The organism is Bacillus sp. FSL K6-0923 (assembly GCF_038630825.1).
GTDB classification, from domain to species: Bacteria; Bacillota; Bacilli; order Bacillales; family Bacillaceae; genus Bacillus; species Bacillus pumilus.
In genome coordinates this window covers 3,081,248-3,106,955 of the sequence record NZ_CP152044.1, presented here as the reverse complement: position 1 = coordinate 3,106,955, position 25,708 = coordinate 3,081,248, and the positions used below count along the sequence as shown (strand labels likewise).

The window sequence follows — 25,708 nt, the reverse complement described above, 5'->3', positions numbered from 1 at the left end:
AATAAATTCTTCATTTTTTTTAAAAAATGAATAAATGTAAACGCTTGCTTGTATGGTTGACTATTAATGCTAATTTCTATGAAGTGTATTAAATCAGAATTTTGGAAGGGGTATATATTTTAAAAAATCTGTCATGTTTTTTTACAAAAAAACTGACGAAAAAAGAACCTTTAATAATAATAGTATTGAAGAAAATTATTCAAGTTTCATTTTTTGAGAATGATTAAAAACATTTTTGTTTTGTTGAGGGGGAAATATGTTGAAAGATAATAAAATAGGGAAATTAATGGATCAGCATCTGTTAAAGAAATTGCGTGAAAAATTCTCGTTTCTATCTTTCGATCCTGACTATGGGGAAAGACTTTTTTTTGATAATTCAGGAGGCTCTTTAAGACTAAAGGAAGCTATTATGGTGAAAGAAAAGATTGATTTGTTACCGGATTGTCCAGAAAGGTACCATCAAAGGGCAGCAGATCTGAATGACATTATGGACAAATGTAAGAATGATGTGTTGAGTGTCATGTTCGGGGCTGAGTCCGGTTCTTTGATAACAGATTTAACAGCATCTCAAGCAATGTTTAAAATGGTATCAACTATTATTGAAAATGTTGAAGGAACGAATGCAGTCACGACTAATATTGAACATCCATCTGCTTATGATTCATTAGAATTTTACTGTCAAAAGAACAATAAAGAATTTAGAATTGCTAAAGCAAATGTGAATACAGGCTTTGTTGATCCCGAAGCGATCGCTGATAAAATTGACGAGAATACGATTTTGTTAAGCGTCATTGCTTCCAGTAATATTTCAGGAAATATCATGGATCTTGAAGGAATGATAAAAGCTGCTAGAAAGAAAAAACCAGATTTATATATTATTGTTGATGCAGTCCAGCATATGCCGCATGGAACTCTTAATGTAGAAAAGCTTGGTATAGATGGAGCAAACTTTGCACCATATAAGTTTATGGCGTCAAGAGGTATTGGATTAGCCTATGTTTCAGAAAGATTATCGAAACTTCCACATCAAAAATTAATAGCAAAAGATGATAGTGAATGGGAACTTGGTTCACCAACACCTTCGCTCTTTGCGTCCATTTCAGCTGTTGTCGACTATGTATGCTGGCTGGGTTCATACGACTGTATTGAAGAAATGTCTAGAAGAGATAGGTATCTAAAGGGTATGGAAAAAATAGTTCTTCACGAAAGAGCACTACTCCATAGACTTCTTGAAGGTAGTGAAAAGATCGAGGGATTGAGATATATGGAGAACGTAAAAGTTTTTGCGGATTATCCTGATTTAACGAAAAGAGATCTCATTGTTGCGATGGGAATTGAGGGGAGAGATGATGAACAACTGAGAAAGGAATATCAAGATAGAGGAATTACCGTTTATGAAAGAGTGAATACTAGTGTCTACTCAAAACGTATACTCGAAGCCATTGGACTAACGGGTGCGATAAGGGTTTCGCCGTTCCATTGTCATACAGAAGAGGATATTGATCAATTTTTATGTATAACAAAAGAGTTATCTAACACTAAGAGAATAAGCAAACTCATTAAATAGGGGGAACTACTAATGAAGAAATTAGGTCTCGGTACAAAAGTATTTATTGGGTTTGTCATCGGAATAGTGTTAGGTTTAATCTTTAAAGAAAAAATATTAATCATTAAACCTATTGGGGATATATTCTTAACTCTCATTAAAATGATAGTTGTTCCACTCATTTTTTTCTCCATCACCTCTGGAATTTTTAGTATTGGTGATGTTCAAAAGTTAAAGAAAATTGGAACAAAGACTTTGATTTATTATATCGGAACGACTTTAATAGCAGGTGGAATAGGTCTTTTGGTTGCGCATTTATTCAAACCAGGGAATGGAATAGATATTGATAGTATCAAGACCTCATCTGAATATAAAGCTGCAAATATTCCTACTTTTGGAGAGACGATATTAGGTCTATTTCCATCAAATCCTGTTCAGGCTCTAGCAGAAGGAAATCTCATGCAAATTATCATCTTTTCTATTTTCTTGGGGATATCCATCGTTTTAATAGGAAACAAATCAGTCACCCTTAGACATTTTTTTGAAGAAGGTACACAGGTAATGTATAAAATGACAGGAATCATCATGTCGTTTTCACCAATAGGTGTGGCTGCATTAATGGCTTGTACGATTGGGGAATATGGTTTGAAAATATTTGGACCTTTGGGCAAATTTATTTTAGTTGATTATATAGGTTTGATTTCTGTCATCATTTTTATGTACTTGTTTATGTTAAAATTCATAGCGAAAATTCCATTATCTAAGTTCTTTAAATCGATCGGTAAAATTTGGGTGGTCACTGCGAGTACGACAAGCAGTTCTGGAACTTTACCTGTTACTATTTCTGTGACGAAAGAAGATTTTAAGGTGAAAGAGGAACTAGCACAATTTACTCTTCCTATTGGAGCAACGATGAATATGAATGGTGCCGTTGTTTATTACTCTGCTGCCATCATATTTGTATCCCAAATATATGGAATTGAAATGCCAATTAGCCAGCAATTACTAGTCATATTAATGACAACTTTAATATCAGTTGGATCGCCCGGCATTCCTGGAGGCGGTATTGTTATGACGATTATGCTGTTAACTACATTGGGACTCCCTATGGAGATAGTTGGAATGATTGCTGGGATATATAGAATCATCGATATGGGGCACACCTCACTTAACGTTACAGGTGACGTAGTAAGTACACTCTGTATTGCACGAAGTGAAAATATGATTGAAGATGAACAACTAAAGGTGAACAAAATAAACGATATAAAATATTAAAACTAATTGATTTAAAGGAATAATTAACATAATATTCTGTTTATTTTATGTTGAAAATAACACGAATACGAAGGTTATAGCGATATATTTCGTTGATCATGATCAATTTGTTTTGAAACGAACTCTCAATCCAGTCTGCAAGCAAATATCATAAAAAAGACAGCTCATCGAATTGGGCTGTCTTTTTTGATTGATCATCTAATACGCGTGAATGTCGCGTAATGGTCTGTTGTTTTATAAATGAGCCAGTCGCTTGAATACACGAGGCGGTCAGCATTGCGGAAGCCTGAGACGTAGTTGATATCGGCCTCGCGCCATGTTCTGCCGCTTGCTGAAGGAAGACGTCCCTCCCGGTTAGAAAATATATCTCCACCGATGCTTTTGCCTGGGGCAACCTCTGCTAGATTTCCCTTTGATGCTACCCATCCAAGCGCACTTGCTTGTGATTTTGTGATGTAGTTATCGGGAAGTCGTTTGTAGCGAATCAAATAATCTGCTACACCATCAAACGTATTAATGACGGCAAGGGTATGAACATCTGATGTCAGTTGAATAGAAGCTGTTTCATTTGTGGCGGTCGGTGTAAGTGGTGTTTCAGCATAGGCTTGCTGCGGAATAAAACCAGAAAACAGAATAGCAGCGATCAGAGCAAACATAGTAAAAACCGAACTGATTTTTTTCATCTTCATCCTCCTATTAAGGAAATCGGAAGCTGTCCTCTTGATGCTTGTCTACCTCATATTATAGCACCCGAACATGAAGGAAATGTAAAGAAACAGGATCTTTGCTAAAATGAGGCTTTTCTCCTGATACCCTTCAGATGAAATAAATAAAAAGACGCAGCTCTGAATCCTGCGTCTTTGCCGATTAAGATGAAGCAAGCTCTTTTACAATATCTACAGGAGCTTTGCCATCAATTCCATGAATCACATTATGAATGGCTCGTTTCAGCATAAGATCCCGCGTTGTTTCAGTAGCGGAACCGATGTGAGGAACAAGGGTGACATTGTTCATTTCTTTGAAAGGATGATTCTCCTGAAGCGGTTCCTGTTCAAATACATCAAGACCTGCGCCTTTGATCCATCCCTCTTGAAGCGCTTGAAAGAGGCTTTTTTCGTCCACTGTTTTCCCGCGGGAGATGTTTACGAATAAAGCCGATTGCTTCATTAACTTCAATTCTCGTTCACCAATCATATGATACGTTTCATCGGTCAGCGGTGTAATCAACACAATGATATCAGCTTGCTTTAGCAGGTCATCAAGTGTGCAATATAAAGCGCCATATGCTGATTCAGCCTTTTCATTCCGGCTGCGGTTATGGTACAGGACATTCATATCAAAACCATGTGAAGCTCGTTTGGCGACTTGCTCTCCGATTCGTCCCATGCCAATAATGCCAAGCGTTTGATGATGGACATCGATGCCAAAGATATCCTCTTCCTGTACAAATTTCGTCCATTTCCCCTCACGGATAAAACGATCAAGCTCGGCAATTCTTCGCGCAGAGGAAAGAATGAGTGAAAATGCAAGGTCAGCCACAGTATGGTCGAGTGTATGAGGCGTGTGTGTTCCAATTACGCCTCTTTGCCTCATCACTTCTATATCGAAGTTGTCATAGCCAACGGAGTTGTTGCTCACTACTTTGAGTTTTGGTGCATGATCTAATAGCTCTTGATCGATTTTCGTCCCAGACGTTAAAAGACCATCAGCATGCTGCAGTTTTTGAAATAAAATATTTTTTGGAATGGGGTCTTTTGATTGCCACACCTCGTATGTACAATGTTCCTTTAGTATTTCCTCAAATGAGGCAGGTAATGGTTTGGCGACAAAAATGTGTGGTTTCACTGTCAACTCGCTCCTCTCACATGATCATCTTGCTCCTTTTATTATAAAGCAACTATTTAGGCTAAACACGTCTGAAGGTTATCTGCTCAATATTTAATATACTAAAATAACGGAAAAGAGAGACATTTTCTTAGTGAAAAAGGTTATTCATATGCCATCTGATGCATTTTTTACTTAGAGGGAAATCAGCTAATGGGAGATGTGACATATGAAAAAGCCGGTTTTTCTGAGAGATTATCTGACAAACTGGAAAAAAGATCGAGATTTTTTGATAGAAAAATGATTATATTTGAAACATATTAAACGGGAAGGTCATTTTCTACTAAACCATTTCATCGTCTTTTGCCGAGCAGAGAACGATAGATTGAAAGGAAGACCGCGTCCCCCTTGCGATGAAGCGTAAATGAGAGAAAATGATACCATTTCTTCTCATCGTTTTCTCATTTTTTTCTTTTTTTTCTATCATTTTTCATCTTTATGCTTGAGAACACACGAAAGAAAAGGAGGACGGGCAGTAGCTTACGTGATTTATAAAAAGATGGGAGATGGCAAGATGGGATCAAAATTAGAACAGATTCTTCAGCACAATTCAGAGTTCGTACATGAGAGACATTATGAGCCTTACAAAGCGGGGAAATTTCCTGAAAAGAAACTCGTTATATTAACTTGTATGGATACACGTCTTTTGGAATTATTGCCGCAATCCATGGGGCTGCGCAACGGTGATGCAAAGATCATTAAAAATGCGGGCGCCATCGTCACACATCCTTTTGGCAGTGTGATGAGGAGTATTCTATTAGCTATCTATGAGCTAAAGGTAGAAGAGGTATGCATTGTAGGACATCATGAATGCGGAATGGCAGGTCTTGCGGCAGAGCCTTTACTTGAAAAGGCGAAAGCACGCGGCATTGAAGAGAAATGTTTGAGCATCGTGAAAAACTCAGGAGTTGATTTAAAGGGATGGCTGACAGGCTTTGATTCGGTTGAAGAGAGCGTGTCTCAAAGTGTGAAATTGGTCAAAGAGCATCCATTGATGCCAAGTGATGTGTCTGTTCATGGACTTGTCATTCATCCAGCAACGGGAAAACTGGATGTCGTTGTGAAAGATAAACAGATTGACGCGCAGTATACCTAAATCATCTACACATACTTGAAGGAGGCCAACACATACCATGCGTTTTTATGGAAGATTTGAAGGATATGATTCATCAAAGTTTAGACGTGATTTAATCGCTGGGCTTGTCGTGGGCGTTGTGGCAATTCCTTTAGGCATGGCTTTTGCCATTGCATCTGGTGTCGGACCAGAATATGGATTATACACAGTCATCGTTGCCGGCATTTTGATTTCATTGTTTGGTGGTTCAAAGTATCAGATCGGCGGGCCGACTGGGGCGTTTGTTCCGATTTTATTTGGTATCGTCAGCCAATACGGTATCGAAAACTTACTCATTGCCGGTTTTATGGCAGGGTGTATGCTTGTATTATTCGGGATATTCAAGCTAGGGAAGCTCATGAAATTTATTCCTCGTCCGGTTATCATCGGCTTTACTGCTGGCATTGCTGTCATTATTTTTTCAGGGCAGATTGCCAACTTCCTCGGATTAAAAGGTGTTGAAAAGCATGAAAGCTTTTTCCTCAATATGAGAGAAATTGTGGTCCATCTCGGTACCACAAACAGTCTTGCCATCATTACAGCTGTGATTGGGCTTATTGTGATTTTGGCGGCACAAAAATACATTCCTAAAATACCTGGTGCTCTATTAGGTCTATTGGCTTCAACGTTTCTAGCTGTTCTCTTTTTTCAAGGACAAGTTGAAACGATCGGCTCGGCATATGGGGAAATTCCTCGTCAGTTGCCAAGCTTTGCTTTTCCTGAAGTAACGATTGAAAAAATGATATACCTTCTCCCTCCAGCGATTGTCATTGCGCTTTTAGGCGGCGTGGAATCAATTTTATCCGCAATGGTCGCAGACAATATGAAAGGCTCAAAGCATGACAGCAATAAGGAGCTTGTCGGGCAAGGAATTGCCAATATGGCGGCACCGCTGTTCGGAGGAATTCCGGCGACTGGGGCGATTGCCCGTACGGCAACAAATATTAAAAATGGCGGAGTAAGCCCGATTTCAGGTGTCGTGCATGGTGTCGTCGTCTTGCTCATCTTAATGCTGTTTGCACCATATGCGTCGATGATTCCACTTGCTGCGATGGCACCGATTTTGATGTTTGTGGCTTGGAATATGAGTGAGAAAAAAGAGTTTATCAATATTGTAAAAGTGAAAAATGCGGATTCACTTGTACTTGTTGTGACCTTCCTGCTGACGGTCATCGGTGATTTGATTATTGGCGTCACCGCTGGGCTCATTTTAGCCTTTATCGCTTTTATCAAGAAAATGAGCCAGACAACGAGCATTCATCCAAACATTGCGGTTCCCCAAATGGAAACAGCAGCTGCTTTAGAAAAACAGACAGACCAGCAAGGCATCAGTATGTACGCCATTGAAGGGCCATTGTTTTTCGGAACAACAGATTCACTCGAAAACTCGATTCTGGACCATGTTCAGACAAAGCCGAAAACGCTCATTCTGCTCATGAATAAAGTTAATTACATGGACACATCGGCAGAAGCGGTGCTGATGAATATCTCCAATCGGTTAAAGCACCATAATGGTAAGCTGATGATTGTCGGACTTCAATCACAGCCGAAAGAGCTTTTGCGTCGGACAGGTCTTTTCCATCATATTGGAAAACAGCATTTCTTTGAACGAACAGATGATATTTCACCACAGCATCTATAAAAGTGGAAAAAAGCACGTGACGATGTGGTCACGTGCTTTTCAGTTCTGAAAAACGCTTTGTGAGTTTCTGTTGATGAGAGGAGAAAATCTCTTCTACTGTGACATCATAGAGATCGGCTAAAATGAGTAGATTTCCTAATACATCTCCCATTTCTTCAACGAGTTCTTTCTTCAACTCAGCTGAGTTTTGTTTTTGCTCGTCAGGCCGGTCACGTCCGATTTCGATGGCTCTAACAGCGCGAGCGAGTTCGCCTGTTTCTTCCATCAGGAACCCTAATCGGATAAACGGTCCGTATTCTGTCCAATTTCTCTTTTTGTAAAAATCCTTGATCCATTTCTCCATCTCATTTGTTTGCATTCTCTTTATACAGCTCCTTATATGGTGTGCACCTTTTGATTTTACACTATATATAGATGAAGCGGCTGTTTTTTTAAAAAAAATTATAGTAGAATGAGTGGGTGAAGTAATCATAGAGAGAGATGGAGCTGTTTTGATGAAAACGATTTGTGTGTTTGCTGGTTCGAATCCAGGCGTGAAGGACGTCTACAAAGAAAAGGCTGTAGAGCTGGGAACTTATATGGCAGAGCAAGACATCCGTCTTGTATATGGCGGTTCACGAATTGGATTGATGGGTGCCATTGCAGATGAGGTCTTAAGACATGGCGGGCAAGTCATTGGGGTTATGCCTAAAGGGCTTTTTAGAGGAGAAGTTGTGCATCAAGAGCTGACAGAGTTAATCGAAGTAACAGGAATGCATGAACGAAAGGCGAAAATGAGTGAGCTGGCTGATGGATTTATTGCGATGCCAGGCGGCTTTGGTACATATGAAGAATTATTTGAGGTGCTATGCTGGGCACAAATCGGTATTCACCAAAAGCCAATCGGCTTATATCAAGTGAATGACTATTTCAATCCGCTCATAGACATGGTGAAGTTTAGTATACAGGAAGGTTTTTCGAATGAATCACATCTCCAATTGTTACATGCCTCCAGCGAACCGGAGGAATTAATCACGCAGATGTCTTCTTATCGAACACCAACTCTTCAGCAGAAATGGACGGAGCTGTCGTAAAGCGTGTTTTCAACACAAAAAACCGTCTGTTCAAGGAGCAGACGGTTTGTTTTGTCATATTATTTTTGTTCTTCTGAATTACGGGTCAAGACTTTGTCAATGAGTCCGTATTGAAGTGCTTCTTCCGCTGTTTTGAAGTTGTCACGATCTGTATCGCGTTCAATGACTTCAATTGGCTGACCAGTACGTTCAGCAAGTACTTGGTTCAGTTTATCACGTAAAGAAAGGATTCGTTTTGCCGCAATTTCAATTTCTGTTGCTTGACCTTGGGCACCACCTAGTGGTTGGTGAATCATGACTTCACTGTTTGGAAGGGCATAACGCTTACCTTTTTCACCAGCAGCAAGCAGGAACGCACCCATAGATGCAGCCATACCAATACAAATGGTTGATACCTTTGGTTTAATAAATTGCATCGTATCGTAAATGGCCATACCAGCTGTAATTGAACCGCCAGGGCTGTTAATGTAGATAGAAATATCTTTTTCTGGATCTTCAGCTTCTAAGAAAAGCAGCTGTGACACGATGGAGTTGGCAACATTGTCATCGATCGCAGAACCAAGCATGATAATACGGTCTTTTAAAAGACGAGAATAAATGTCGTAAGCTCTTTCCCCACGATTTGTTTGCTCAATGACTGTAGGTATTAAATTCATAATGTTCCTCCTTCACCTTTTAGGTAAGTATGTAATTCAATGATACATTTTTGGTCAATAAAGGTCAAACAAAACGCAATCAAAAAATTCGACAGGCACATGTTATTTTTCCCAAAAATTTATTTTCTTAAACCATGGAAAAGTTTTAAGAAAATATGGTAAAACTTTCTGTTATGAGGTAATATTACCTATGTTATTATTATATATAGTCAGAAAGAAGGAAAAAGAGTGGATAATCTTTTGGAGAAAAGTAGTTTGACTGATCAACAGCGTATTGTTGTATCAACTGAACTTCAAGCCAAAAAAAAGTCGAAATTAGTTGTATTTATTTTGTGGTGGTTCCTTGGAGCGATTGCCGTTCATCGTTTTTATCTTGATGAAAAGAAAGGCTATGCAGTGACCATGCTTCTACTAGGATGGTTGACATTGTTCATTTGGCCATTTATTGATGGGATTATTTGTCTTGTCAAAACAGTGGATGAAGTAAATGAAAACATGGAACGAAAAATTATTGCATCTGTTAAAAGTGCATAAGTAGACATGTCTGCATCTTTTCGGTGCAGGCTTCTTCTTTGAAGTCATCAGAATATCATTGCTTTCTTGCAGCATTTCCCTTATAATTTGATATGCTGACGTTCAAAAACATATCATGCGCTCGTAGCTCAGTTGGATAGAGCGGTGGTTTCCGGTACCACGTCTGCCGGGGGTTCGAATCCCTCCGAGCGCGTACTTGACCTTGTCTAAGATTGATAAAGGTCCTTTAAAACCCCCTCTTCAGATGGAGAGGGGGTTTTTGTGTTCAATCGTAATTTATCGTTCACTTCCAATAAGGATAGGGTAAGTAAGTGAAAAATGATCATGTTGATCATTGCTAATGATATTTGAGCAGAAAGAGAATGAAAGTGCAAAACGCGAATAGAGAACACTTGCGGTTACAAAGCACCCTAAAAGGTTCTTTTTTCATTACTGGTCACTAAAGAGTGAATTTTTATTGGGAAAATTAGAAGGAATGGGCTGCTGTTATCTACGAGTTATCAAGGTGTTAAATCGAGTAGATACTGGAATAGTAGAGTCAACAGAATCAACTCGATTATAATAAAAATAAACCCCTTTTTACTTTAAGAGAGGGGTTTATTGCTTGTTTTTGAATAGAAAATTAATTCAATCCATACTCGCAGTTGTCTCCATCTACTGAAGAATAAAGCGGGCATACCTACCTTTTTTGATTCTTCTTGTAAATAGCCACAGGTATAATTGTAAGAAGAACAATGATAAATCCTATAATTGATACACTATTTTTTATTGTATTATCATCTACGGTGAAGTTTGTCACTACCATTGCTAATAAGCAAAGAATGATGATTAAATAACTGTATTTCTCTAAAACTTTCACAAAATATCCCTCCAATATGAATCTATAAATTGAAACAATTAGTATAATATGATATTTTTACCGCGTATGCAAAAATAAACAAGAAAGGGGTATATTGGATGCAAGTTGTTTTTCGAAAGAAGGGCGCTATATGCTTAATAACAGCTCTTTTTCTGTTATTTTCAACGATTTTCACAGCAAATTCAACAGCAATTAGTCCTAGTTCAGAGGTGGATGAAGAGTATCAAGAGTTGCTAGAAGTTTTATTGGCGATTGAAGCTTTACCTGACAGCGTTATTGCGGAAGGAGATGGAGCGGTCGTTAAATGGTTGCAAGAGAACTCAAATATCCCTGTTCAACGACATAGTGAAATTGTAACTTTGGGTGTAGTGGGGTGTATATCTGCGGTTGGAACAGCCATTATAACCAATGTTATACCGATAGCAAAAATCGCAAAAGTTAAGTCAGCCATAAAAGCTGCAGGAGGCGCAACAAAATTTGTTAAAACATTGATTCCAGCTTATAAAGCCGCCAGACAGTCTGGAAAGAGTAAGCGGAACGCAGTAAAAATAGCAGTAAATAAAGCCGCGAAAAAAGCTAGCCCTGAAGCAAAAAGAGCACTGCTTGAATTTTTCAATATAGGAAATGTGTATTCAGCGTGCTTTGAATAAATCCTAAAGTATTAAGTTAAAGGTTCTATGACAATAGATGTCTCAGAACCTTTAAAGTTAATAAAGATCTTGGTATCACAATATAGGGTAGTATCAAAGAAAAATAAAGCAGTAAAACAAGAATTTATCTATGCAATCCGATTACTATGGAAAGGCAATCTGCAGAATTTAAAGAAATACTACTTAAAAAATAACAAAGCACATAACTGCATGCTTTGTTATTTTTTCTGTTAACCTCTTAAATTACTAGCCATAAGACTCATTTCTTCCCTTTACAGGCGTATTTGTTGAGCCTGCTGGCTGTATATGATTAACATGGAAGAGAATTGACAATGAGGAGGGGTTTCTTGTGGCGAAGATTTTATTGATTACATTTCCTGCTGAAGGGCATGTGAATCCTATGTTAGGGATTATCAAAGCTTGGGCGGATCGTGGAGATGAAGTGCATGCGGTCACAACTGTACATTATGAGGAACGAATCAAACGCTTAGGCGCTCACGTACATAAACATCCAGACTATATTCGGACATTACATGTGGATGAAGGAAATCTCAATTCCATGCAGCCGTTCTTTCATGCCATGCTACAAACATCATTTGATATTTTAGAGGTGGTGGAAACACTTTCTCAGCAGCATTCATTTGATTTTGTCTATTTTGATATGTTTGGGGCAGGAGAGCTTGTCCGAGATTACTTACAAATTCCAGGGATCGGTTCAAACCCATCTTTTGTGCTGCAAGAGGCGCATTTTGATACACCACTATACAGAAAGGATGAGAAAGCCGATCATCTGTTAGAAAGCATACAAGAGCGCTTTGGCGTTCAGCCAACGCGTTTGATGCAATTCATGAAAAATCGCGGAGAACTGAATATCGTGTATACAAGTGAATATTTTCAGCCGTCTGTTGATGCAGTAAACGACTCATTTGTTTTCATTGGACCGAGCTTTCTAAAAAGGGCAGATCAGCATGATTTCCCGCTGGAAGCACTTGAGCAAGAAAAAGTCGTCTTTATTTCGATGGGCACCGTTCTTGGGGATACAGAAGCATTTTTTAATATGTGTATTGATGCCTTTGCCGATTTTGATGGAAAAGTGGTGCTCGCAACAGGTGAAAAAGTAGATCGATCTCTCTTGAAAGAAGCACCTTCTCATTTTCTGATCGAGCCTTATGTGCCGCAGCTTGAAGTGCTTGAGCTGACAGATGTGTTTGTGACGCATGGCGGAATGAACAGTGTCAATGAAGGCATTCATTATCACGTTCCGATGGTCGTCATTCCGATCGACAAAGATCAGCCGATGGTCGCACAAAGACTGACCGAGCTATCTGCTGCCCGTGCACTTGATAAAGATCAACTGACAGCAAAGCAGCTAAGAGAAACCGTGGAATCTGTTCTGGAAAGTAATACGTACCGTGCTGGAATCGAAAAAATTGAAGAAAGCTTCCAAACAGCAGGTGGAACCGATAAAGCATTGCGGTCGATTGATCAATGGATGAAGACGAAACAGACTCAATCATGAGTCTGTCAGCGTGTAGGCAAACCCTCGCATTTGGTGTCAGTCCTGCGCGCTGGTGCTCACGAATGTCAAATTCGCTCCGCGCCAGTGCTCGTCCTTCCTAGACTTCAAAGGTTTTCTATCACGCTGAAAAGAAGACAAAGGGCTAAAATCAAGATCATTTTAGCCCTTTGTCAACAATCTAACAGACTCAATCATGAGTCTGTTTTTTTGATGAAAAAAGTGATTGTATTCCCCAGTTCTGTATGCTATTATTCAATTCGTAATCATTTCGATTAATAATCGTAATGATTACGATAATATAAAATTGGGGGGACGTACATATGAGTGATCAGCCTGTTTACATAAAGAAAAAGCAATCCTATGTGACATACACCTTGATGCTGTTTTCAGTCATGGCTTGTTTTTTATTAGCCTCATGCTCTGAAAATAAAGCATCTTCCAGCATGAATGACAGAGAAGAAGATGAGCTGGTGTATGCAAGTACAAAAGATATAAGGGATATCAATCCTCATTTATATAGCGGAGAGATGGCCGCTCAAAATATGGCGTTTGAATCACTTGTCGTCAATACAGAGAAAGGTGTTCAGCCTGCCTTAGCAAAAAGCTGGGACATTTCAAAGGATGGAAGGACCTACACCTTTCACCTTCGAAAAGGCGTAACTTTTTCAGATGGCGAGCCTTTTAATGCAAAGGCAGTGAAAATGAACGTGGATGCTGTCGTTAAAAATATTGAAAAGAATGCTTGGCTTAATCTCGTATCTGAAATCAAATCCACAAAGGCAGTGGATGATGATACATTTGTTCTCACGTTAAAAGAGCCTTATTATCCTACGTTAGAAGAACTGGGCTTAACACGTCCCTTCCGTTTTATTTCTCCAAAAAGCTTCATTGATGGAACGACTGCAAAAGGAGTACAAAGCTATGCAGGCACAGGTCCTTATGTGCTAAAGGAACATAAAAAAAATCAATATGCCGTTTTTAAAGCGAATGATCAGTACTGGGGGAAAAAGCCAAACATTTCGACAGTGAAATGGAAAGTCATGCCGGATCATCAAACGATTTTACTTGCCCTGCAAAAAGGAGAAATAGATCTCTTATTTGGAGCAGATGGTGACATGATCGACGGAGACTCATTTCAGGCTTTAAAGGAGGCAGGTCAATACGGTGTGACCGTGAGTCCACCTGTTGGTTCAAGGTCGATCGTCATCAATTCAAACCAGCCAATGACAAAAGATCCGAAAGTCAGAGAAGCGTTTCAATATGCCATTCAAAAAGAAATGATTACAAAAGGCATTTTAAATGGAACGGAACAGGTGGCACATACGCTGCTTGCCCCGTCAGTCCCTTACGCAGATATCCCGCTGAAAAGGAAAACCTATCAAAAAGAGAAAGCAGAAGCATTACTGGATGAGGCAGGCTGGAAGCTGAAAGAAGACGGCTACCGCTATCAAAATGGCAAAAGGCTGAGTGTCGCCATTTACTATAATTCCGATAATGCAGGCGAAAGAACGATAAGTGAATCGATTCAACAAGATTTCAAGCAGGTTGGAGTCAAGCTAGATATTAGAGGAGAAGAAAAACAGGCATTTTTAGATCGCCAAAAAACAGGGAAATTCGACCTGATGTACTCACTGTCGTGGGGACTTCCTTATGATCCTCAAACCTATGTTTCTTCGTTCCGCGTAGCATCGCATGCTGATTACCAAGCCCAATTAGGGTTGAAGAAGAAAAAGTGGCTGGATGAGACGATTACGAAAGTATTGGTAGAACCAGATGAGCAAAAGCGGAAACAAATGTATCGAGACATCTTGACGTATATTCATGATGAAAATGTCTACATCCCAATCTCTTATTCTGTGACAAAGGCCGTTTATAATAAGCGCCTGAAAGGTATTGGTTTTCATGTGTCACAGTATGAAATTCCCTTTGACCGTATGTATTTTTCGTCATAAAGAGGGGGCGGAGACATGACACGCTATCTCTTAAAACGAATATTGCTGCTTATCCCGCTTATGATGTTCATCACCTTCTTTGCCTTTGTCCTGCTGACGATGCGGGCAAGTGATCCAGCTGAAGTCGCTTTGCGGGTGAATCAAGTCACTCCAACAGAAGACATGATTGAATCGATGCGGCAGGAGCTAGGCTTAGATCAGCCATTTCTTATACGATATGCTACATGGCTTAAAGCTAGTTTAACAGGTGATTTTGGCAGGAGCTATGTTACACAGGAGCCGGTTTTTGATCTTATTATGGAGGCGCTGCCTGCCACATTGCAGCTTGCAGGAGCAGCGCTCTTTTTCATCATTGTGCTGAGTTTGTTATTCGGAGTGGTCTGTGCATATGCTGCGCATACCTGGGTGGACCGAGTACTGCGAGCCTTTGTGTTTATCGCTGCTTCAATGCCTAGTTTTTGGTTAGGGATTTTGTTTATTTGGCTTTTTTCTGTCAAATTCAATTGGGTTAATACGAGTGGTATGGAAGGGTTCAAATCGATTCTTCTCCCAGCTGTCACACTATCACTTGGCTATTTATCCACCTATGTGAGACTGATCCGCAATCAGATCCTGAAATTTCAGCACGAGCCCTTTGTTTTTTATGCGAGAGCTCGCGGATTAAAGGAACGAGCTGTTCAATTGAAAGTGATGAGACATGCGCTTCAATTAGCGGTGACAGCACTTGGTATGTCTATTCCAAAGCTTATAGCAGGCACGGTTATTATTGAAAATCTTTTTGCTTGGCCAGGGGTTGGCCGGTTGTGTGTAACAGCTATTTTTCACGCTGATTTTCCCATTATACAAGCCTATTTATTTGTGATGGGGTTCCTTTTTGTTGTGTGCAACCTCATCGCTGATGTTGTGCAAATGACCATGAACCCTCAGCTGCGAAAGGAGGCGTGAGACGGGTGATAGGTTGGCAACAATTAAAAAAAGACCGTATGGCTGTTCTTTCTATCTGGCTGTTAGTACTTGTCGCTTTAGCAGGGCTGCTGGCACCAGTGTTCGCACCACATGATCCAACAGAAACGAACATTCTTCAAAAATATGCCGGCATCAGCCTGACTTATCCGCTCGGAACGGATCAGCTCGGGAGGTGCGTATTGTCACGACTTTTATATGGGATTCGCACCACAATGCTTGCGGCGATACTGACGATGTGCATAACGATGCTCATTGGCAGCACACTTGGACTCATGGCAGGCTTTTTTCGAGGAAAAGTGGACGGCTTGTTGATGAGACTGTGTGATGTCATGCTCTCCTTCCCGGCAGAAGTGATGATTCTAGCGGTTGTCGGGATACTGGGGCCTGGACTGTTCAATATTATTTTGGCAAATGTCCTAGCGAAATGGGCTTGGTATACAAGGATGATTCGTTCGTCCGTTCTGCAATATGCGAATGAACCATCTGTTCAGTTTGCAAAAGTGTCTGGCGGCGCCCCATTTTACATCCTGAGGAAGCATTTATTCCCGCGCATTTCAGGAGAAATTGCTGTCTTTGCGACACTTGATGCGGGCTGGGTCATTTTAAATATATCTGCTCTGTCTTTTCTTGGATTAGGTGTGAGCGCACCTACCCCGGAATGGGGGATGATGCTCAACGAAGCGAAAAATGTCATGGTGACCCATCCAGCCCATATGCTTGTCCCTGGACTTGCCATCTTATTTGTGGTCATGGCGCTGAACTTTTTAGGAGACAGCCTGCAGCAGGCTACGACCCCTGCGATGTATCATCACAATAAGAAGGGAGCGAGACCATTTGCCTTTCATCGACGTAAAAAACCTATCCGTACATGATCCAGTTCAACAAAAGAGTATCGTGGCGAACATGACGTTCTCCCTACAGCAACAACTCTGTTTAGCTGTGATTGGAGAAAGTGGAAGCGGAAAATCAACCGTCGCAACAGCGTTAATTGGCTTGATTCCACCTTCGCTAGAAGTGGAGGGAGCGATTCTATTTGACGGCGAAACATTGACAACACAGGCAGCTGAGCAGTGGCGTGGCAAGCGAATTGGCTTCATCTCACAGGATGCGATGAATGCGTTCAATCCCATTGAAACCATTGGTCATCAAATGATGGAAACGTTCCAACGGCATTTGGGCTTACACGGAAAAGAAGGGAAAGCACTTGCCATCGCGGGACTGGAGCGAGTTCATTTAAAAAATCCAAAAGAATTGTTGAAGCAATATCCTTATGAATTATCTGGCGGTATGCTTCAGCGAGTGATGATTGCGATCACGATGATGCTTTCTCCTGATGTGATTATTGCCGATGAGCCAACTGCTTCGCTTGATGCATATAATCGGCGTGAAGTCATCATGCAATTACAGAGGCTGAAAGAAGAAACCGGTGCAGCCTTGATCATCATTTCGCATGATTTAGGCGTCGTTCAGGCGATTGCTGACGAGGTGTTGGTGATGCATCAAGGGGAGATGCTTGAGCATCGCCCAGCTGAGAAGGTATTCACAGCGCCTGAGCATCCCCAAACGAAGCATTTACTTGAGACGAGGCACCGATTATCTGAGCCCCTTGAAACGCTGCGGCAGCAGCAGAGAGTGAGGGCATTTCCATGCTGATCACAGCTGATAGCCTCATTAAATATGGAGAGAAGAAAGGTTTCTTTTCTCGGCAAATGCAGTCAAAACCACGCATATCAAACGTCTCGTTTCAAATCGAAAAAGGACAATGTGCAGGGTTGGTCGGTGAAAGCGGCAGCGGTAAAAGTACATTGGCACGAATCCTGCTCGGTTTAGAAAAAATAGATGGCGGCAAGGTGCAGATTGAGGGGAAGTCAGCTGACACATGGCGGAAGGTGAATCGAGGGAAAATGAGTGTTGTCTTTCAGGATTATCGATCTTCAGTTCACCCTTCCTTTACGGTGAAAGAGATCGTTGCTGAGCCTATGCGATTGTTAAAGCAGGAAAAAAATGTGGATCAGAAGATTTTATTGTTGCTTGAACAAGTCAGACTACCCTCTTCTTTACTAAATCAGTATGCTCATCAGCTAAGCGGCGGTCAGCTCCAGCGAGTGTGCATCGCGCGAGCCATATCAACGCATCCATCCATTCTCATACTAGACGAAGTCCTGAGCTCACTAGATGTCTCTGTTCAGGTGCAAATATTGGAGCTGCTCGAGACATTAAAACAAGAGCTAGACATGACCATCATTATGATTAATCATGATATAGAAGCGGCAGTGTATTTATGTGATCGTCTCCTATTTTTACATGAAGGAAGCATAGTGGAAGAATGCAAAAAGGATGAACTGCTTGATGCGGTCCATCCATTTACGCTGAAATTAATGGACTCACTTATGCCATATCAGCTTGACAAAAAATAACCAATCTTTTATTGTAAACGTAACAAACGACGGAAGGGTGACCCAATGCAATGAAGTACTAATCCTATGACCTGTAAGCAAAATGAAAAAACGAAGGCAGTGAGCAAACGATTGGTTTGCCATGTTTGCTGCGTTTTCATTTTTTAGCTTCGGAATAGGATGGTACAGCTTGGGAATCAAAGAATGAGGAGATTGATACGGGGGATGTGTGTGTTCAGATAGGAACGGCACGTCATCCGGAATTGATCCGCTTATTTTTGTACACCATTTTGCCTCCTATTCTGAGAATGGGAGGCTTTTTCATGTCTCCTGATACGAAAGGAGAGGGTTGGATGTTAGTAAAAGCCAATCAGTTAAAGATGTTTCGAAAAGATCGATTGTTATTTGATATTGAGGAACTGACCATCCATCAAAGTGACCGCATTGGACTTGTCGGGGCAAATGGAAGCGGGAAAACGACATTATTACACGTGCTCACGGGGCAAGAGACACCAGACAGTGGCACGTTTGCTGCTACAACGACCTGCACACTGCTTCCTCAGTTAAAACAAGCGGATGGCACACAGAGTGGTGGTGAGATGACCCAGTCTTATATTGAAAGCGCGTTAAACCGTCCTTCTGCCCTTTTGTTAGCAGATGAACCAACGACTCATTTAGATACAGAGCACATTGAGTGGCTGGAAGAGAAGTTGAACAATTATCAAGGAGCCCTTATTGTCGTTTCACATGATCGTGCTTTTTTAGATGCGGTATGTACGGAGATTTGGGAGCTGGATCATGGACGGCTCAATCAATACAAAGGCAACTACACGCAGTTTGCACAGCAAAAAGAGTTAGCGCATCGTCAACAGGTGGAAGCGTACGAAGCTTATACCCAAAAGAAAAAACAGTTAGAGCATGCGCTGGAAAAGAAAAAGAAAAAAGCCGACAAAGCGACAAAGCCATCCCAAAAGCTGAAATCCTCAGGGCCAAAAATTGCAAAGCCCTACTATGCAAATAAGCAAAAAAAGCTGCAAAAAACAGCCAAATCGATTGAAACAAGAATGGAGAAATTAGAAAAGGTTGAGAAAGTAAAAGACATTCAGCCCATTCAAATGACGCAGCATTCAATGAAAGAAGTAGCGAGCCGTACCATTTTGCGAGTGAAAAATGTAGATGGCAAGGCGGGCGATCAATTGCTTTGGAAACAGGCGAATGTGGAAGTGAGAGGCGGGGACAAGGTCGCCATCATTGGCAAGAATGGGAGCGGAAAAACGACATTTCTCCGAATGCTGGTGAATGGACATCCCGGAGTTTCTCGCTCAGAAGCTGTCAAGCTCGGCTATTTTCGTCAGGATCTTTCAGGATTAAAGGTAGATGAATCGATTTTACAAAATGCGCTGAAAGAGGCAGTTCAAGATGAGACAGTAGTACGAACGGTTTTAGCGAGACTTGGATTTCGAGGAGATGACGTGCATAAACCTGATGGGGTATTAAGCGGGGGAGAACGGGTGAAGACCATGCTGGCGTCCTTGCTTGTCAGCGATGCCAATGTCCTCATGCTGGATGAACCGACGAACTTTCTAGATCTGGCGGCAGTTGAAGCGCTTGAAGGTCTATTAAAGGATTACCCTGGTACTGTTGTGTTCGTTTCCCATGATCGCAGACTGGTTGAGAAGGTGGCGACTCGCATTTTTCATGTTCATGAAAAGCGTATTGAAGCATTTGATGGGACATATGAAGCGTATAAACAAAAAGACGACAAACCAGCTGTTACCCAAAGAGAAGAGGAGCTGCTGTTAATTGATTTACAGCTGTCTGAAGTGCTCAGCCGGTTAAGTATTGAGCCGTCTCAGGAGCTGGAGGAGACATTTCAAGCATTATTGAAACAAAAGAAATCTTTGGAGTCATAAAGAACACCCCTGTGTTATTGCACAGGGGCTTGTTCATTCCGTTCTTTTTTTAATTGTTCAAGTTCACTGACCGTGACGAGCTGATAGCCTTGTTTGGTGAGTTCTTGAATGATCTTCACTGCTGCTTGAGCTGAGCTGTCATAAATATCGTGCATCAACACCGTTCTGCCATCTGCTGCATGTGAGAGAACGTGGTTTGTGATCTGCTGGCTGTTGCGAATTTTCCAATCCTCAGGATCAACATCCCATAAAGAGACCTTCATCTCAACCGCTTGATTGATGTCTTGATTTGTTCCACCATATGGCGGTCTAAAGTGCGTAGGTAAATACCCGCTCGCTTTCTCAATCAGCTTCTGAGTGTCCTTCACTTGTTTTACCGCCTCCTTTAAAGGCAGTCTTGTTAATAAAGGATGACTGTAAGAATGGTTTCCGATTTCATTCCCGCCTTTTAGAATATCGGCAAGCATACTAGGATAATACTGCACCCTGCTGCCTAATACGAAAAAGGTCGCATGTCCTTTATTTTCCTTCAGTGCTTCTAAAATTTTTGAGGTGGTCGCTGGGTTCGGACCATCATCAAATGTAAGGGCAATGGCTTTTTTATTTGGATCAAGCTTTGATTTTTGCGGCAGCTTGACGGCTTTTCTTTTCGGATTTGGTTCTTTCATTTCATTTTGATTTTTGGTTTTATTCATATATTCTGGCTTCAATATATCTTTTAGCAGCGTCTTTTTAATTGCGAGTGTTTGCGGACCAAGATCTTCGCCGGCTACTTGAGATGCTGGGAAATAAAATTCTACATATTTCTCTTTCAAGGCAAATTGACTGAAGTTTTGAGCAGTAGGGGCAGTTCCTTTCTGAAGGAGCGTCTGATCCTTAGATAACGTTTTGTCCTTTTGAAGCTCCGAATATGTAATGTAGGATAATTTCTTCAAAAAGTTGGTTTTAGGCAGAAATAAATCTTTTGTGTCAAGAAAGGTTTTTTTCTGAAAATCATAGTTGATCGTGAGATGATTGGTGGTCCCATTTTGCTGACCTGTATAGGTATAAGTCGTAAAGCGAATCGCAGCAGACTGCTTCGCATAATGCACCATATCATAATCAATATTCAGTTCAAAGCGTTTGTTTTCATCGACGTCTTTGGCTTCACTAAACGTCTTTTTGAAATGCTCTAAAGCTGAATTGGCGTAGCTTTGAATCTTGTCATCTAGCTCTTTTTGATGAAAAAGAGGATAGTTGACTGCATATCTCATAAATTTCCCGTCATTTACGAGAGTAACGATTTCGACGTTTTTATAGTTCGTATCCTGCTTTACATTTTTCTTCTCGGTCCCACTTGCTTGTTGATTCTGAAAGAAAGCGACGATTCCAATGACGATCGCAAGTGCAAATAGGCCGATACTCCATTTTCCCTTTAGTGACACAACGTTCAAATCTCCTCTCAAGACGGGCCATTCTTTATCGGTTTGACATCTGTTTGTAATATTTTTATAACATTTGACTTACTTTTGTAATTTTAGAGGATATTCAGGCGGAATGTCAACTATTTTCCTATTAAACTATGAGAAAAAGTGATAGGCCGTTTCAAACGAGCAAACACACTGTATGACACGGTCATCTGAATACCTTCATTAATTAAAAAATAAGGCGTACATTGATTTTTGAGAGGCAGGCAGATATAATTTTGATGATTATGATTCTCATTTTCAAACAGACTTTTAATGAAGAAAAGGATGACACCGATTTTGCAGGATAAGCGAACACCTCAACAAAAACGATCATCATATATTTTGTTCTTTTTGATATTTTTTCTCGCCGTCATTGGTTTGGCGGCTGCCATGTTTTTGGCTGTGTCATATGGTGCCAAAACATTGTCTCTGCAAACGGTTTGGACAGCTGTATTTGACTATCAGCCAGATGTCACAGAGCAGCAGATCATCCATGAATTGAGACTTCCACGTGTTTTAGGAGCGGCTCTTGTTGGAGCGGCATTTGCCGTAGCGGGTGCGCTCATGCAGGGGATCACAAGAAACCCTCTGGCCGATGCGGGGATTTTGGGCATCAATGGCGGTGCGATGTTCGTGGTCGCTCTCTGTTTTGCTTTTTTCCCAGGCATCCCTTATTCGGCACTGATGTTGTTTTCCTTTATTGGTGCAGTGCTCAGTACGCTGCTGATCTTTGCGATTGGTGCGGCTGGCGGCGTTTTGACACCGCTGCGCTTAACTGTAGCAGGGGCCGTTGTGGCTGCATTGCTTCATGCACTTAGCTCTGGAATCGCGATTTATTTTGACTTAAGTCAGGACCTTGCGTTTTGGTATGCAGGCGGAGTGGCTGGTGTGAAATGGCCGCAGCTGACAATTCTTGCTCCGGTCATTCTCATAGTGATCGTCTGGGCGATGCTATTAGGACGGTCACTGTCGCTACTGTCGCTTGGTGAAGATGTAGCGGCAAATTTAGGGGTGAAAACGCGACAAGTGCGAATACTAGGAATGGCAGCTGCTGTATTATTAGCAGGGGTTTCTGTGTCAGCAGTCGGCTCCATTGGGTTTGTCGGTCTTGTTATCCCGCATATCGCACGAAAGCTGGTTGGTGTAAACTATCGTTTCGTCATTCCGATGTCAGCGATATTAGGCGCGGTGCTGCTTGTCTTTGCTGACCTTGCCAGCCGCACCGTTAATCCACCGCGAGAGCTTGCCATTGGCGTGATGGTGGCACTTGTCGGTGTTCCTTTCTTCTTGTATATTGCCAGAAAAGAAGGGAGGAACCTGTCATGAGAGAGAAACAGCGGGCTCTTGTTGTGACGGTCGTTTTGCTTTGTTTAAGTGTGGCTGTTGTGCTTTATAGCTTAAATACCGGTACGCTGAAACTAAATCCTCTTGTGGTCGTCAAAACGTTATTCGGCTTTGGAGATTTTCAAAGTGAAACCGTGCTGTTTGACTATCGTCTGCCTCGAATCGTGGTAACGATGCTAGCGGGAATTGGGCTTGGTATTGCGGGAGGCATTTTGCAAAGTCTATCTCGAAACCCGCTGGCTGATCCAGGGATTATTGGACTGAATGCAGGCGCCGCATTTGGCTTAATCGTGTTTGTAACGTATTTCCACGCTCTAGAAGGCAATCCCTCTCTTCTTATTCCGCTCTTTACATTTGGCGGAGGGCTTCTTGCGGCAGCGGTCATCGTGCTTCTGGCGTATGACCGGCAGGAAGGGCTCGTTCCCATCCGGCTGATCCTAGTAGGAATTGCAGTTGCAGCGGGATTTAGTGCTTTGACGTTATTTTTGTCATTGAAGCTGGATGAAGATACTTACACATTTGCTTCAAGATGGCTTGTCGGCAATGTCTGGGGGAGAGACTGGATTCATGTGTTAGCGCTTCTGCCTTGGATTGTATGCCTTGTGCCGTTTACGCTGATGCAGTCAAGCACGCTCAATGCGTTGACATTAGGAGATGCTGTCGCCTCAAGTGTAGGTGTTCGTGTCCAGCGTCAGCGTCTCCTTTTACTGACCTTAGCTGTTGGTTTGGCGAGTGCAAGTGTTTCAATGACAGGCGGTATTGGTTTTATTGGACTTGTCGCCCCGCATTTGGCAAGGCGGCTTGTCGGCTCACTCCATCAATATTTTTTACCAGTTAGTGCGCTGATTGGCTTGTTGATTTTGGTCAGTGCCGATACAATCGGACGTTCCATCTTTGCCCCAAATGCCATTCCAGCGGGTGTCGTTGTGGCTTTTATCGGCGCTCCTTATTTTCTCTATTTATTAGTAAAAACGAAATAAAACAAGAAAGAGGAACTCATCATGAAAAAATTACTTGTGCTTGGTTTAACACTCTGTTTTATCTTGCTTGCCGCTTGTGGTCAACAGGAAACAAAGAATAAAGCAACTCAAAATGAGCATGGAACACCGAAAATTGCTTCCTTGTCTATTCATTTAACGAATGACCTATTAGCTCTCGGCATCAAGCCGGCAGGCTCTGTTGTAGGAGGGGATTTAAAAGATTTCCTTCCGCATGCGAAAAAGCAGTTGAGTGGTACGAAGAAGCTGGGCATCGCAGCCGATCCCGATATGGAGTCGCTGCTTGCATTACAACCAGATGTTATTTACATTGATGAAGAACTAGCTGGACAAGACTTATCGAAATATAAAAAAATTGCCAAAACAGAAGTGTTTAATTTAAATAACGGCACTTGGCGCGATCATTTGAAAAAAATCGGCAAGCTCGTCAATAAAGAGAAAGAAGCCGATCAATATATTCAGGATTACAATCAAGAAGCAAAAGAAGTCAAATCGCTCATCAAGCAAAAGATTGGAAACGGAAAAGTAATGGCGATCCGTGTGACGGCAAAGGAGCTTCGAGTATTTAGCATGAAGCGCCCAATGGGTCCAATTTTGTATGAGGATTTAGGCCTCACACCTGTCGATGGTGTGAAGAAACTGGACAGCAAGCGGCCATTTGAAGTGATTTCTCAAGAGGTTCTTCCTGACTATGATGCAGATGCTATCTTTGTTGTCGTGAACCGTGATGATAAAGCCCAGCAAGCATTCAAGCAATTAGAAAAGACGCCGATTTGGAAGGGTCTAAAAGCCGTGAAGAACAACCAAGTTTATCCGATTGCCGATCAGCCATGGCTCGATTACTCAGCACTAGGCAATAAAATGGCATTGGATGAAGCGAAAGAGATGTTTTCAACATCAAAATAAGATGAAATCAGGCATCATTCCTTATATAGGTATGATGTCTCTTTTTTTGATCCGGTCTTCTATTCTTTCGGCTTTTGCATACATATGAGAGAGAACGAGCCGTACCGCCCGTGAAGGGGAAGAAAGGGAGGGGTTACAGTTGGAGGTTCAAAAAATTAGTGCAGGTACAATTGCAAGGTTTGTGCTGCTTTTGCTCGCACTTGTCAACAGTGCGCTAACCGCTGCGGGAAAAAGCCCAATACCTATTGATGAAGAAGGTATTCAGCAATTCATCACGTTAGCCTTTCTTGGGATTACATCTCTCTGGGCCTATTGGAAAAACAATGATATAACGAAAAAAGCACGAACGAAAAAAGCAGAATAAGAGAAAAAAGAGCCTTTTCATGATAAAAGGCTCTTTTTCAGCGAAGCGTCAAACGCCTCTCCCCGCAATTTGACTCTTCCTGAAAGGCTTACGCCCGTCGTTCTCCCATGTTGGCGAGGAATGCTTTTACTTCCTCAATGCTTAAGCCGATGGCCTTCGCTTCACTCATCAGACGCTTCCACTCTGATATATTTGAATCCGTCAACCTTCTATGAGTGACATGTAACGTCCTTTCTTCCTGCTCTTTTCGATACGTTTGGAGCAGCTGATAGAGTTCTTCTTTTGGCATACCGGATTGAACGGCATTGACGATATGCTCCCGCCATTCATGTTCACCACTCTCAGACTCATGAAACATCAACGTCTCTGCATCAAATAGCTCTTGTAAATCAATCTCTAGCGAAGAGGATACCTTTTTTAAAAACTGGACAGATGGATTTCTGTGGACACCACGCTCAATCTTACTCAAATAAGATTTAGAAACATGGGCATCTTCAGCCAGCTGCTGAATGGAGTATCCTTTCCTCTTTCGGTAAATGCGTATCACCTTTCCTATCATTCGATCAATGATCTCCCTTCTCCCTGGCGAATCGTAGTGCGACCTTTTCGTTCATTATAAGAAATAAATTGTTCTTTATAAAATTCAAAAACGTAAGAATCAGGAAGTAA

At 41.5% G+C, this 25,708-nt stretch carries 23 protein-coding genes, 1 tRNA gene and 1 pseudogene; 19 read left to right on the top strand and 6 right to left on the bottom strand.

From position 1 onward, the window contains the following. Nucleotides 1–259 precede the first annotated feature (259 nt). Together MHI16_RS16015 and MHI16_RS16010 are read left to right on the top strand one after the other, a co-directional pair. Nucleotides 260–1,567, top strand: a complete 1,308-nt coding sequence (locus tag MHI16_RS16015) for an aminotransferase class V-fold PLP-dependent enzyme (protein WP_235567007.1) — start codon at nt 260–262, stop codon at nt 1,565–1,567. Nucleotides 1,568–1,579: 12 nt separating this feature from the next. After that, a complete protein-coding gene (locus MHI16_RS16010; RefSeq protein ID WP_058013620.1) occupies nt 1,580–2,821 on the top strand; it encodes a dicarboxylate/amino acid:cation symporter in 1,242 nt (413 codons plus the stop codon). A 194-nt stretch (nt 2,822–3,015) separates the two neighbouring features. Here the strand turns inward: MHI16_RS16010 and MHI16_RS16005 are convergent. Continuing rightward, nucleotides 3,016–3,354: pseudogene (locus MHI16_RS16005) on the bottom strand (ribonuclease); the annotation flags it as partial. A 334-nt stretch (nt 3,355–3,688) separates the two neighbouring features. After that, nucleotides 3,689–4,666, bottom strand: coding sequence for a D-glycerate dehydrogenase (locus tag MHI16_RS16000; protein ID WP_058013622.1), 978 nt, complete (start codon nt 4,664–4,666; stop codon nt 3,689–3,691). A gap of 553 nt (nt 4,667–5,219) precedes the next feature. Here MHI16_RS16000 and MHI16_RS15995 point away from each other — a divergent pair. Then, nucleotides 5,220–5,801, top strand: coding sequence for a carbonic anhydrase (locus MHI16_RS15995; protein ID WP_058013893.1), 582 nt, complete (start codon nt 5,220–5,222; stop codon nt 5,799–5,801). Nucleotides 5,802–5,838: 37 nt separating this feature from the next. Beyond that, nucleotides 5,839–7,461: a SulP family inorganic anion transporter gene (locus tag MHI16_RS15990; protein ID WP_058013623.1), complete on the top strand. Its 1,623-nt coding sequence runs from the start codon at nt 5,839–5,841 to the stop codon at nt 7,459–7,461. 28 nt (nt 7,462–7,489) lie between these two features. Here MHI16_RS15990 and MHI16_RS15985 read toward each other — a convergent pair whose 3' ends face one another. After that, the gene (locus tag MHI16_RS15985) at nt 7,490–7,819 is read right to left on the bottom strand and encodes a MazG-like family protein (protein WP_058013624.1); all 330 of its coding nucleotides are present in this window, start codon (nt 7,817–7,819) and stop codon (nt 7,490–7,492) included. A gap of 136 nt (nt 7,820–7,955) precedes the next feature. Between MHI16_RS15985 and MHI16_RS15980 the strand changes: the two genes are divergently transcribed. Further along, complete coding sequence (locus MHI16_RS15980) at nt 7,956–8,534, top strand: TIGR00730 family Rossman fold protein (protein ID WP_058013625.1); 579 nt, start codon at nt 7,956–7,958, stop codon at nt 8,532–8,534. 59 nt (nt 8,535–8,593) lie between these two features. Here the strand turns inward: MHI16_RS15980 and clpP are convergent, their stop codons facing one another. Next, nucleotides 8,594–9,190: an ATP-dependent Clp endopeptidase proteolytic subunit ClpP gene (gene clpP / locus MHI16_RS15975; RefSeq protein WP_024719872.1), complete on the bottom strand. Its 597-nt coding sequence runs from the start codon at nt 9,188–9,190 to the stop codon at nt 8,594–8,596. Between the two features lie 228 nt (nt 9,191–9,418). Here clpP and MHI16_RS15970 point away from each other — a divergent pair, with 228 nt between their 5' ends. The 10 genes from MHI16_RS15970 to abc-f all read left to right on the top strand — a co-directional run bounded on the left by MHI16_RS15970 (nt 9,419) and on the right by abc-f (nt 19,979). After that, complete coding sequence (locus MHI16_RS15970; RefSeq protein ID WP_050944247.1) at nt 9,419–9,724, top strand: TM2 domain-containing protein; 306 nt, start codon at nt 9,419–9,421, stop codon at nt 9,722–9,724. Nucleotides 9,725–9,841: 117 nt separating this feature from the next. Further along, nucleotides 9,842–9,917, top strand: a tRNA-Arg gene (locus tag MHI16_RS15965). 764 nt (nt 9,918–10,681) lie between these two features. Next, nucleotides 10,682–11,233 carry a hypothetical protein gene (locus tag MHI16_RS15960; RefSeq protein ID WP_058013627.1) on the top strand — a complete coding sequence of 184 codons (552 nt, stop codon included), beginning with the start codon at nt 10,682–10,684 and terminating at the stop codon, nt 11,231–11,233. A 349-nt stretch (nt 11,234–11,582) separates the two neighbouring features. After that, entirely contained in the window at nt 11,583–12,752 is a 1,170-nt protein-coding gene (locus MHI16_RS15955; protein WP_061409706.1) for a macrolide family glycosyltransferase, read from the top strand. Nucleotides 12,753–13,072: 320 nt separating this feature from the next. Continuing rightward, nucleotides 13,073–14,704 (top strand): nickel ABC transporter substrate-binding protein, encoded by a 1,632-nt coding sequence (nikA, locus tag MHI16_RS15950; protein ID WP_058013629.1) that lies wholly within the window; start codon nt 13,073–13,075, stop codon nt 14,702–14,704. A gap of 15 nt (nt 14,705–14,719) precedes the next feature. After that, complete coding sequence (opp1B, locus tag MHI16_RS15945; RefSeq protein WP_058013630.1) at nt 14,720–15,649, top strand: nickel/cobalt ABC transporter permease; 930 nt, start codon at nt 14,720–14,722, stop codon at nt 15,647–15,649. 5 nt (nt 15,650–15,654) lie between these two features. Further along, nucleotides 15,655–16,542 carry a nickel/cobalt ABC transporter permease gene (opp1C, locus tag MHI16_RS15940; RefSeq protein ID WP_061409703.1) on the top strand — a complete coding sequence of 296 codons (888 nt, stop codon included), beginning with the start codon at nt 15,655–15,657 and terminating at the stop codon, nt 16,540–16,542. Further along, a complete protein-coding gene (locus tag MHI16_RS15935) occupies nt 16,505–17,323 on the top strand; it encodes an ABC transporter ATP-binding protein (RefSeq protein WP_058013632.1) in 819 nt (272 codons plus the stop codon). Before opp1C ends, MHI16_RS15935 begins: the two co-directional genes overlap by 38 nt. Then, nucleotides 17,317–18,087, top strand: coding sequence for a dipeptide/oligopeptide/nickel ABC transporter ATP-binding protein (locus MHI16_RS15930; protein WP_058013633.1), 771 nt, complete (start codon nt 17,317–17,319; stop codon nt 18,085–18,087). The genes MHI16_RS15935 and MHI16_RS15930 overlap by 7 nt, the downstream gene beginning before the upstream one ends. A 332-nt stretch (nt 18,088–18,419) precedes the next feature. After that, the gene (abc-f, locus tag MHI16_RS15925; protein ID WP_200964038.1) at nt 18,420–19,979 is read left to right on the top strand and encodes an ABC-F type ribosomal protection protein; all 1,560 of its coding nucleotides are present in this window, start codon (nt 18,420–18,422) and stop codon (nt 19,977–19,979) included. A 14-nt stretch (nt 19,980–19,993) separates the two neighbouring features. Here the strand turns inward: abc-f and MHI16_RS15920 are convergent, their stop codons facing one another. Then, nucleotides 19,994–21,403: a polysaccharide deacetylase family protein gene (locus tag MHI16_RS15920; RefSeq protein ID WP_058013635.1), complete on the bottom strand. Its 1,410-nt coding sequence runs from the start codon at nt 21,401–21,403 to the stop codon at nt 19,994–19,996. A 321-nt stretch (nt 21,404–21,724) separates the two neighbouring features. Here MHI16_RS15920 and MHI16_RS15915 point away from each other — a divergent pair, with 321 nt between their 5' ends. The 4 genes from MHI16_RS15915 (at nt 21,725) to MHI16_RS15900 (ending at nt 25,039) form a co-directional block, all read left to right on the top strand. Beyond that, entirely contained in the window at nt 21,725–22,753 is a 1,029-nt protein-coding gene (locus MHI16_RS15915; RefSeq protein ID WP_199800820.1) for an iron ABC transporter permease, read from the top strand. Further along, nucleotides 22,750–23,751, top strand: coding sequence for an iron ABC transporter permease (locus MHI16_RS15910; protein WP_058013636.1), 1,002 nt, complete (start codon nt 22,750–22,752; stop codon nt 23,749–23,751). Before MHI16_RS15915 ends, MHI16_RS15910 begins: the two co-directional genes overlap by 4 nt. An 18-nt stretch (nt 23,752–23,769) precedes the next feature. Beyond that, complete coding sequence (locus MHI16_RS15905; protein ID WP_058013637.1) at nt 23,770–24,675, top strand: iron-hydroxamate ABC transporter substrate-binding protein; 906 nt, start codon at nt 23,770–23,772, stop codon at nt 24,673–24,675. A 139-nt stretch (nt 24,676–24,814) separates the two neighbouring features. Further along, entirely contained in the window at nt 24,815–25,039 is a 225-nt protein-coding gene (locus MHI16_RS15900) for a phage holin (RefSeq protein ID WP_058013638.1), read from the top strand. Nucleotides 25,040–25,127: 88 nt separating this feature from the next. Here the strand turns inward: MHI16_RS15900 and MHI16_RS15895 are convergent, their stop codons facing one another. Continuing rightward, nucleotides 25,128–25,598 (bottom strand): helix-turn-helix domain-containing protein, encoded by a 471-nt coding sequence (locus MHI16_RS15895; protein ID WP_058013639.1) that lies wholly within the window; start codon nt 25,596–25,598, stop codon nt 25,128–25,130. Nucleotides 25,599–25,708: the final 110 nt, after the last annotated feature.

What these genes read in the sequence shown, in the direction of transcription:
- MHI16_RS16010 (WP_058013620.1), top strand. Translation starts at nt 1,580, where the DNA reads ATGAAGAAATTAGGTCTCGGTACAAAAGTATTTATTGGGTTTGTCATC.
- MHI16_RS15995 (WP_058013893.1), top strand. Translation starts at nt 5,220, where the DNA reads ATGGGATCAAAATTAGAACAGATTCTTCAGCACAATTCAGAGTTCGTA.
- MHI16_RS15990 (WP_058013623.1), top strand. Translation starts at nt 5,839, where the DNA reads ATGCGTTTTTATGGAAGATTTGAAGGATATGATTCATCAAAGTTTAGA.
- MHI16_RS15985 (WP_058013624.1), bottom strand. Translation starts at nt 7,819, where the DNA reads ATGCAAACAAATGAGATGGAGAAATGGATCAAGGATTTTTACAAAAAG.
- MHI16_RS15980 (WP_058013625.1), top strand. Translation starts at nt 7,956, where the DNA reads ATGAAAACGATTTGTGTGTTTGCTGGTTCGAATCCAGGCGTGAAGGAC.
- clpP (WP_024719872.1), bottom strand. Translation starts at nt 9,190, where the DNA reads ATGAATTTAATACCTACAGTCATTGAGCAAACAAATCGTGGGGAAAGA.
- MHI16_RS15960 (WP_058013627.1), top strand. Translation starts at nt 10,682, where the DNA reads ATGCAAGTTGTTTTTCGAAAGAAGGGCGCTATATGCTTAATAACAGCT.
- nikA (WP_058013629.1), top strand. Translation starts at nt 13,073, where the DNA reads ATGAGTGATCAGCCTGTTTACATAAAGAAAAAGCAATCCTATGTGACA.
- opp1B (WP_058013630.1), top strand. Translation starts at nt 14,720, where the DNA reads ATGACACGCTATCTCTTAAAACGAATATTGCTGCTTATCCCGCTTATG.
- MHI16_RS15930 (WP_058013633.1), top strand. Translation starts at nt 17,317, where the DNA reads ATGCTGATCACAGCTGATAGCCTCATTAAATATGGAGAGAAGAAAGGT.
- abc-f (WP_200964038.1), top strand. Translation starts at nt 18,420, where the DNA reads ATGTTAGTAAAAGCCAATCAGTTAAAGATGTTTCGAAAAGATCGATTG.
- MHI16_RS15910 (WP_058013636.1), top strand. Translation starts at nt 22,750, where the DNA reads ATGAGAGAGAAACAGCGGGCTCTTGTTGTGACGGTCGTTTTGCTTTGT.
- MHI16_RS15895 (WP_058013639.1), bottom strand. Translation starts at nt 25,598, where the DNA reads ATGATAGGAAAGGTGATACGCATTTACCGAAAGAGGAAAGGATACTCC.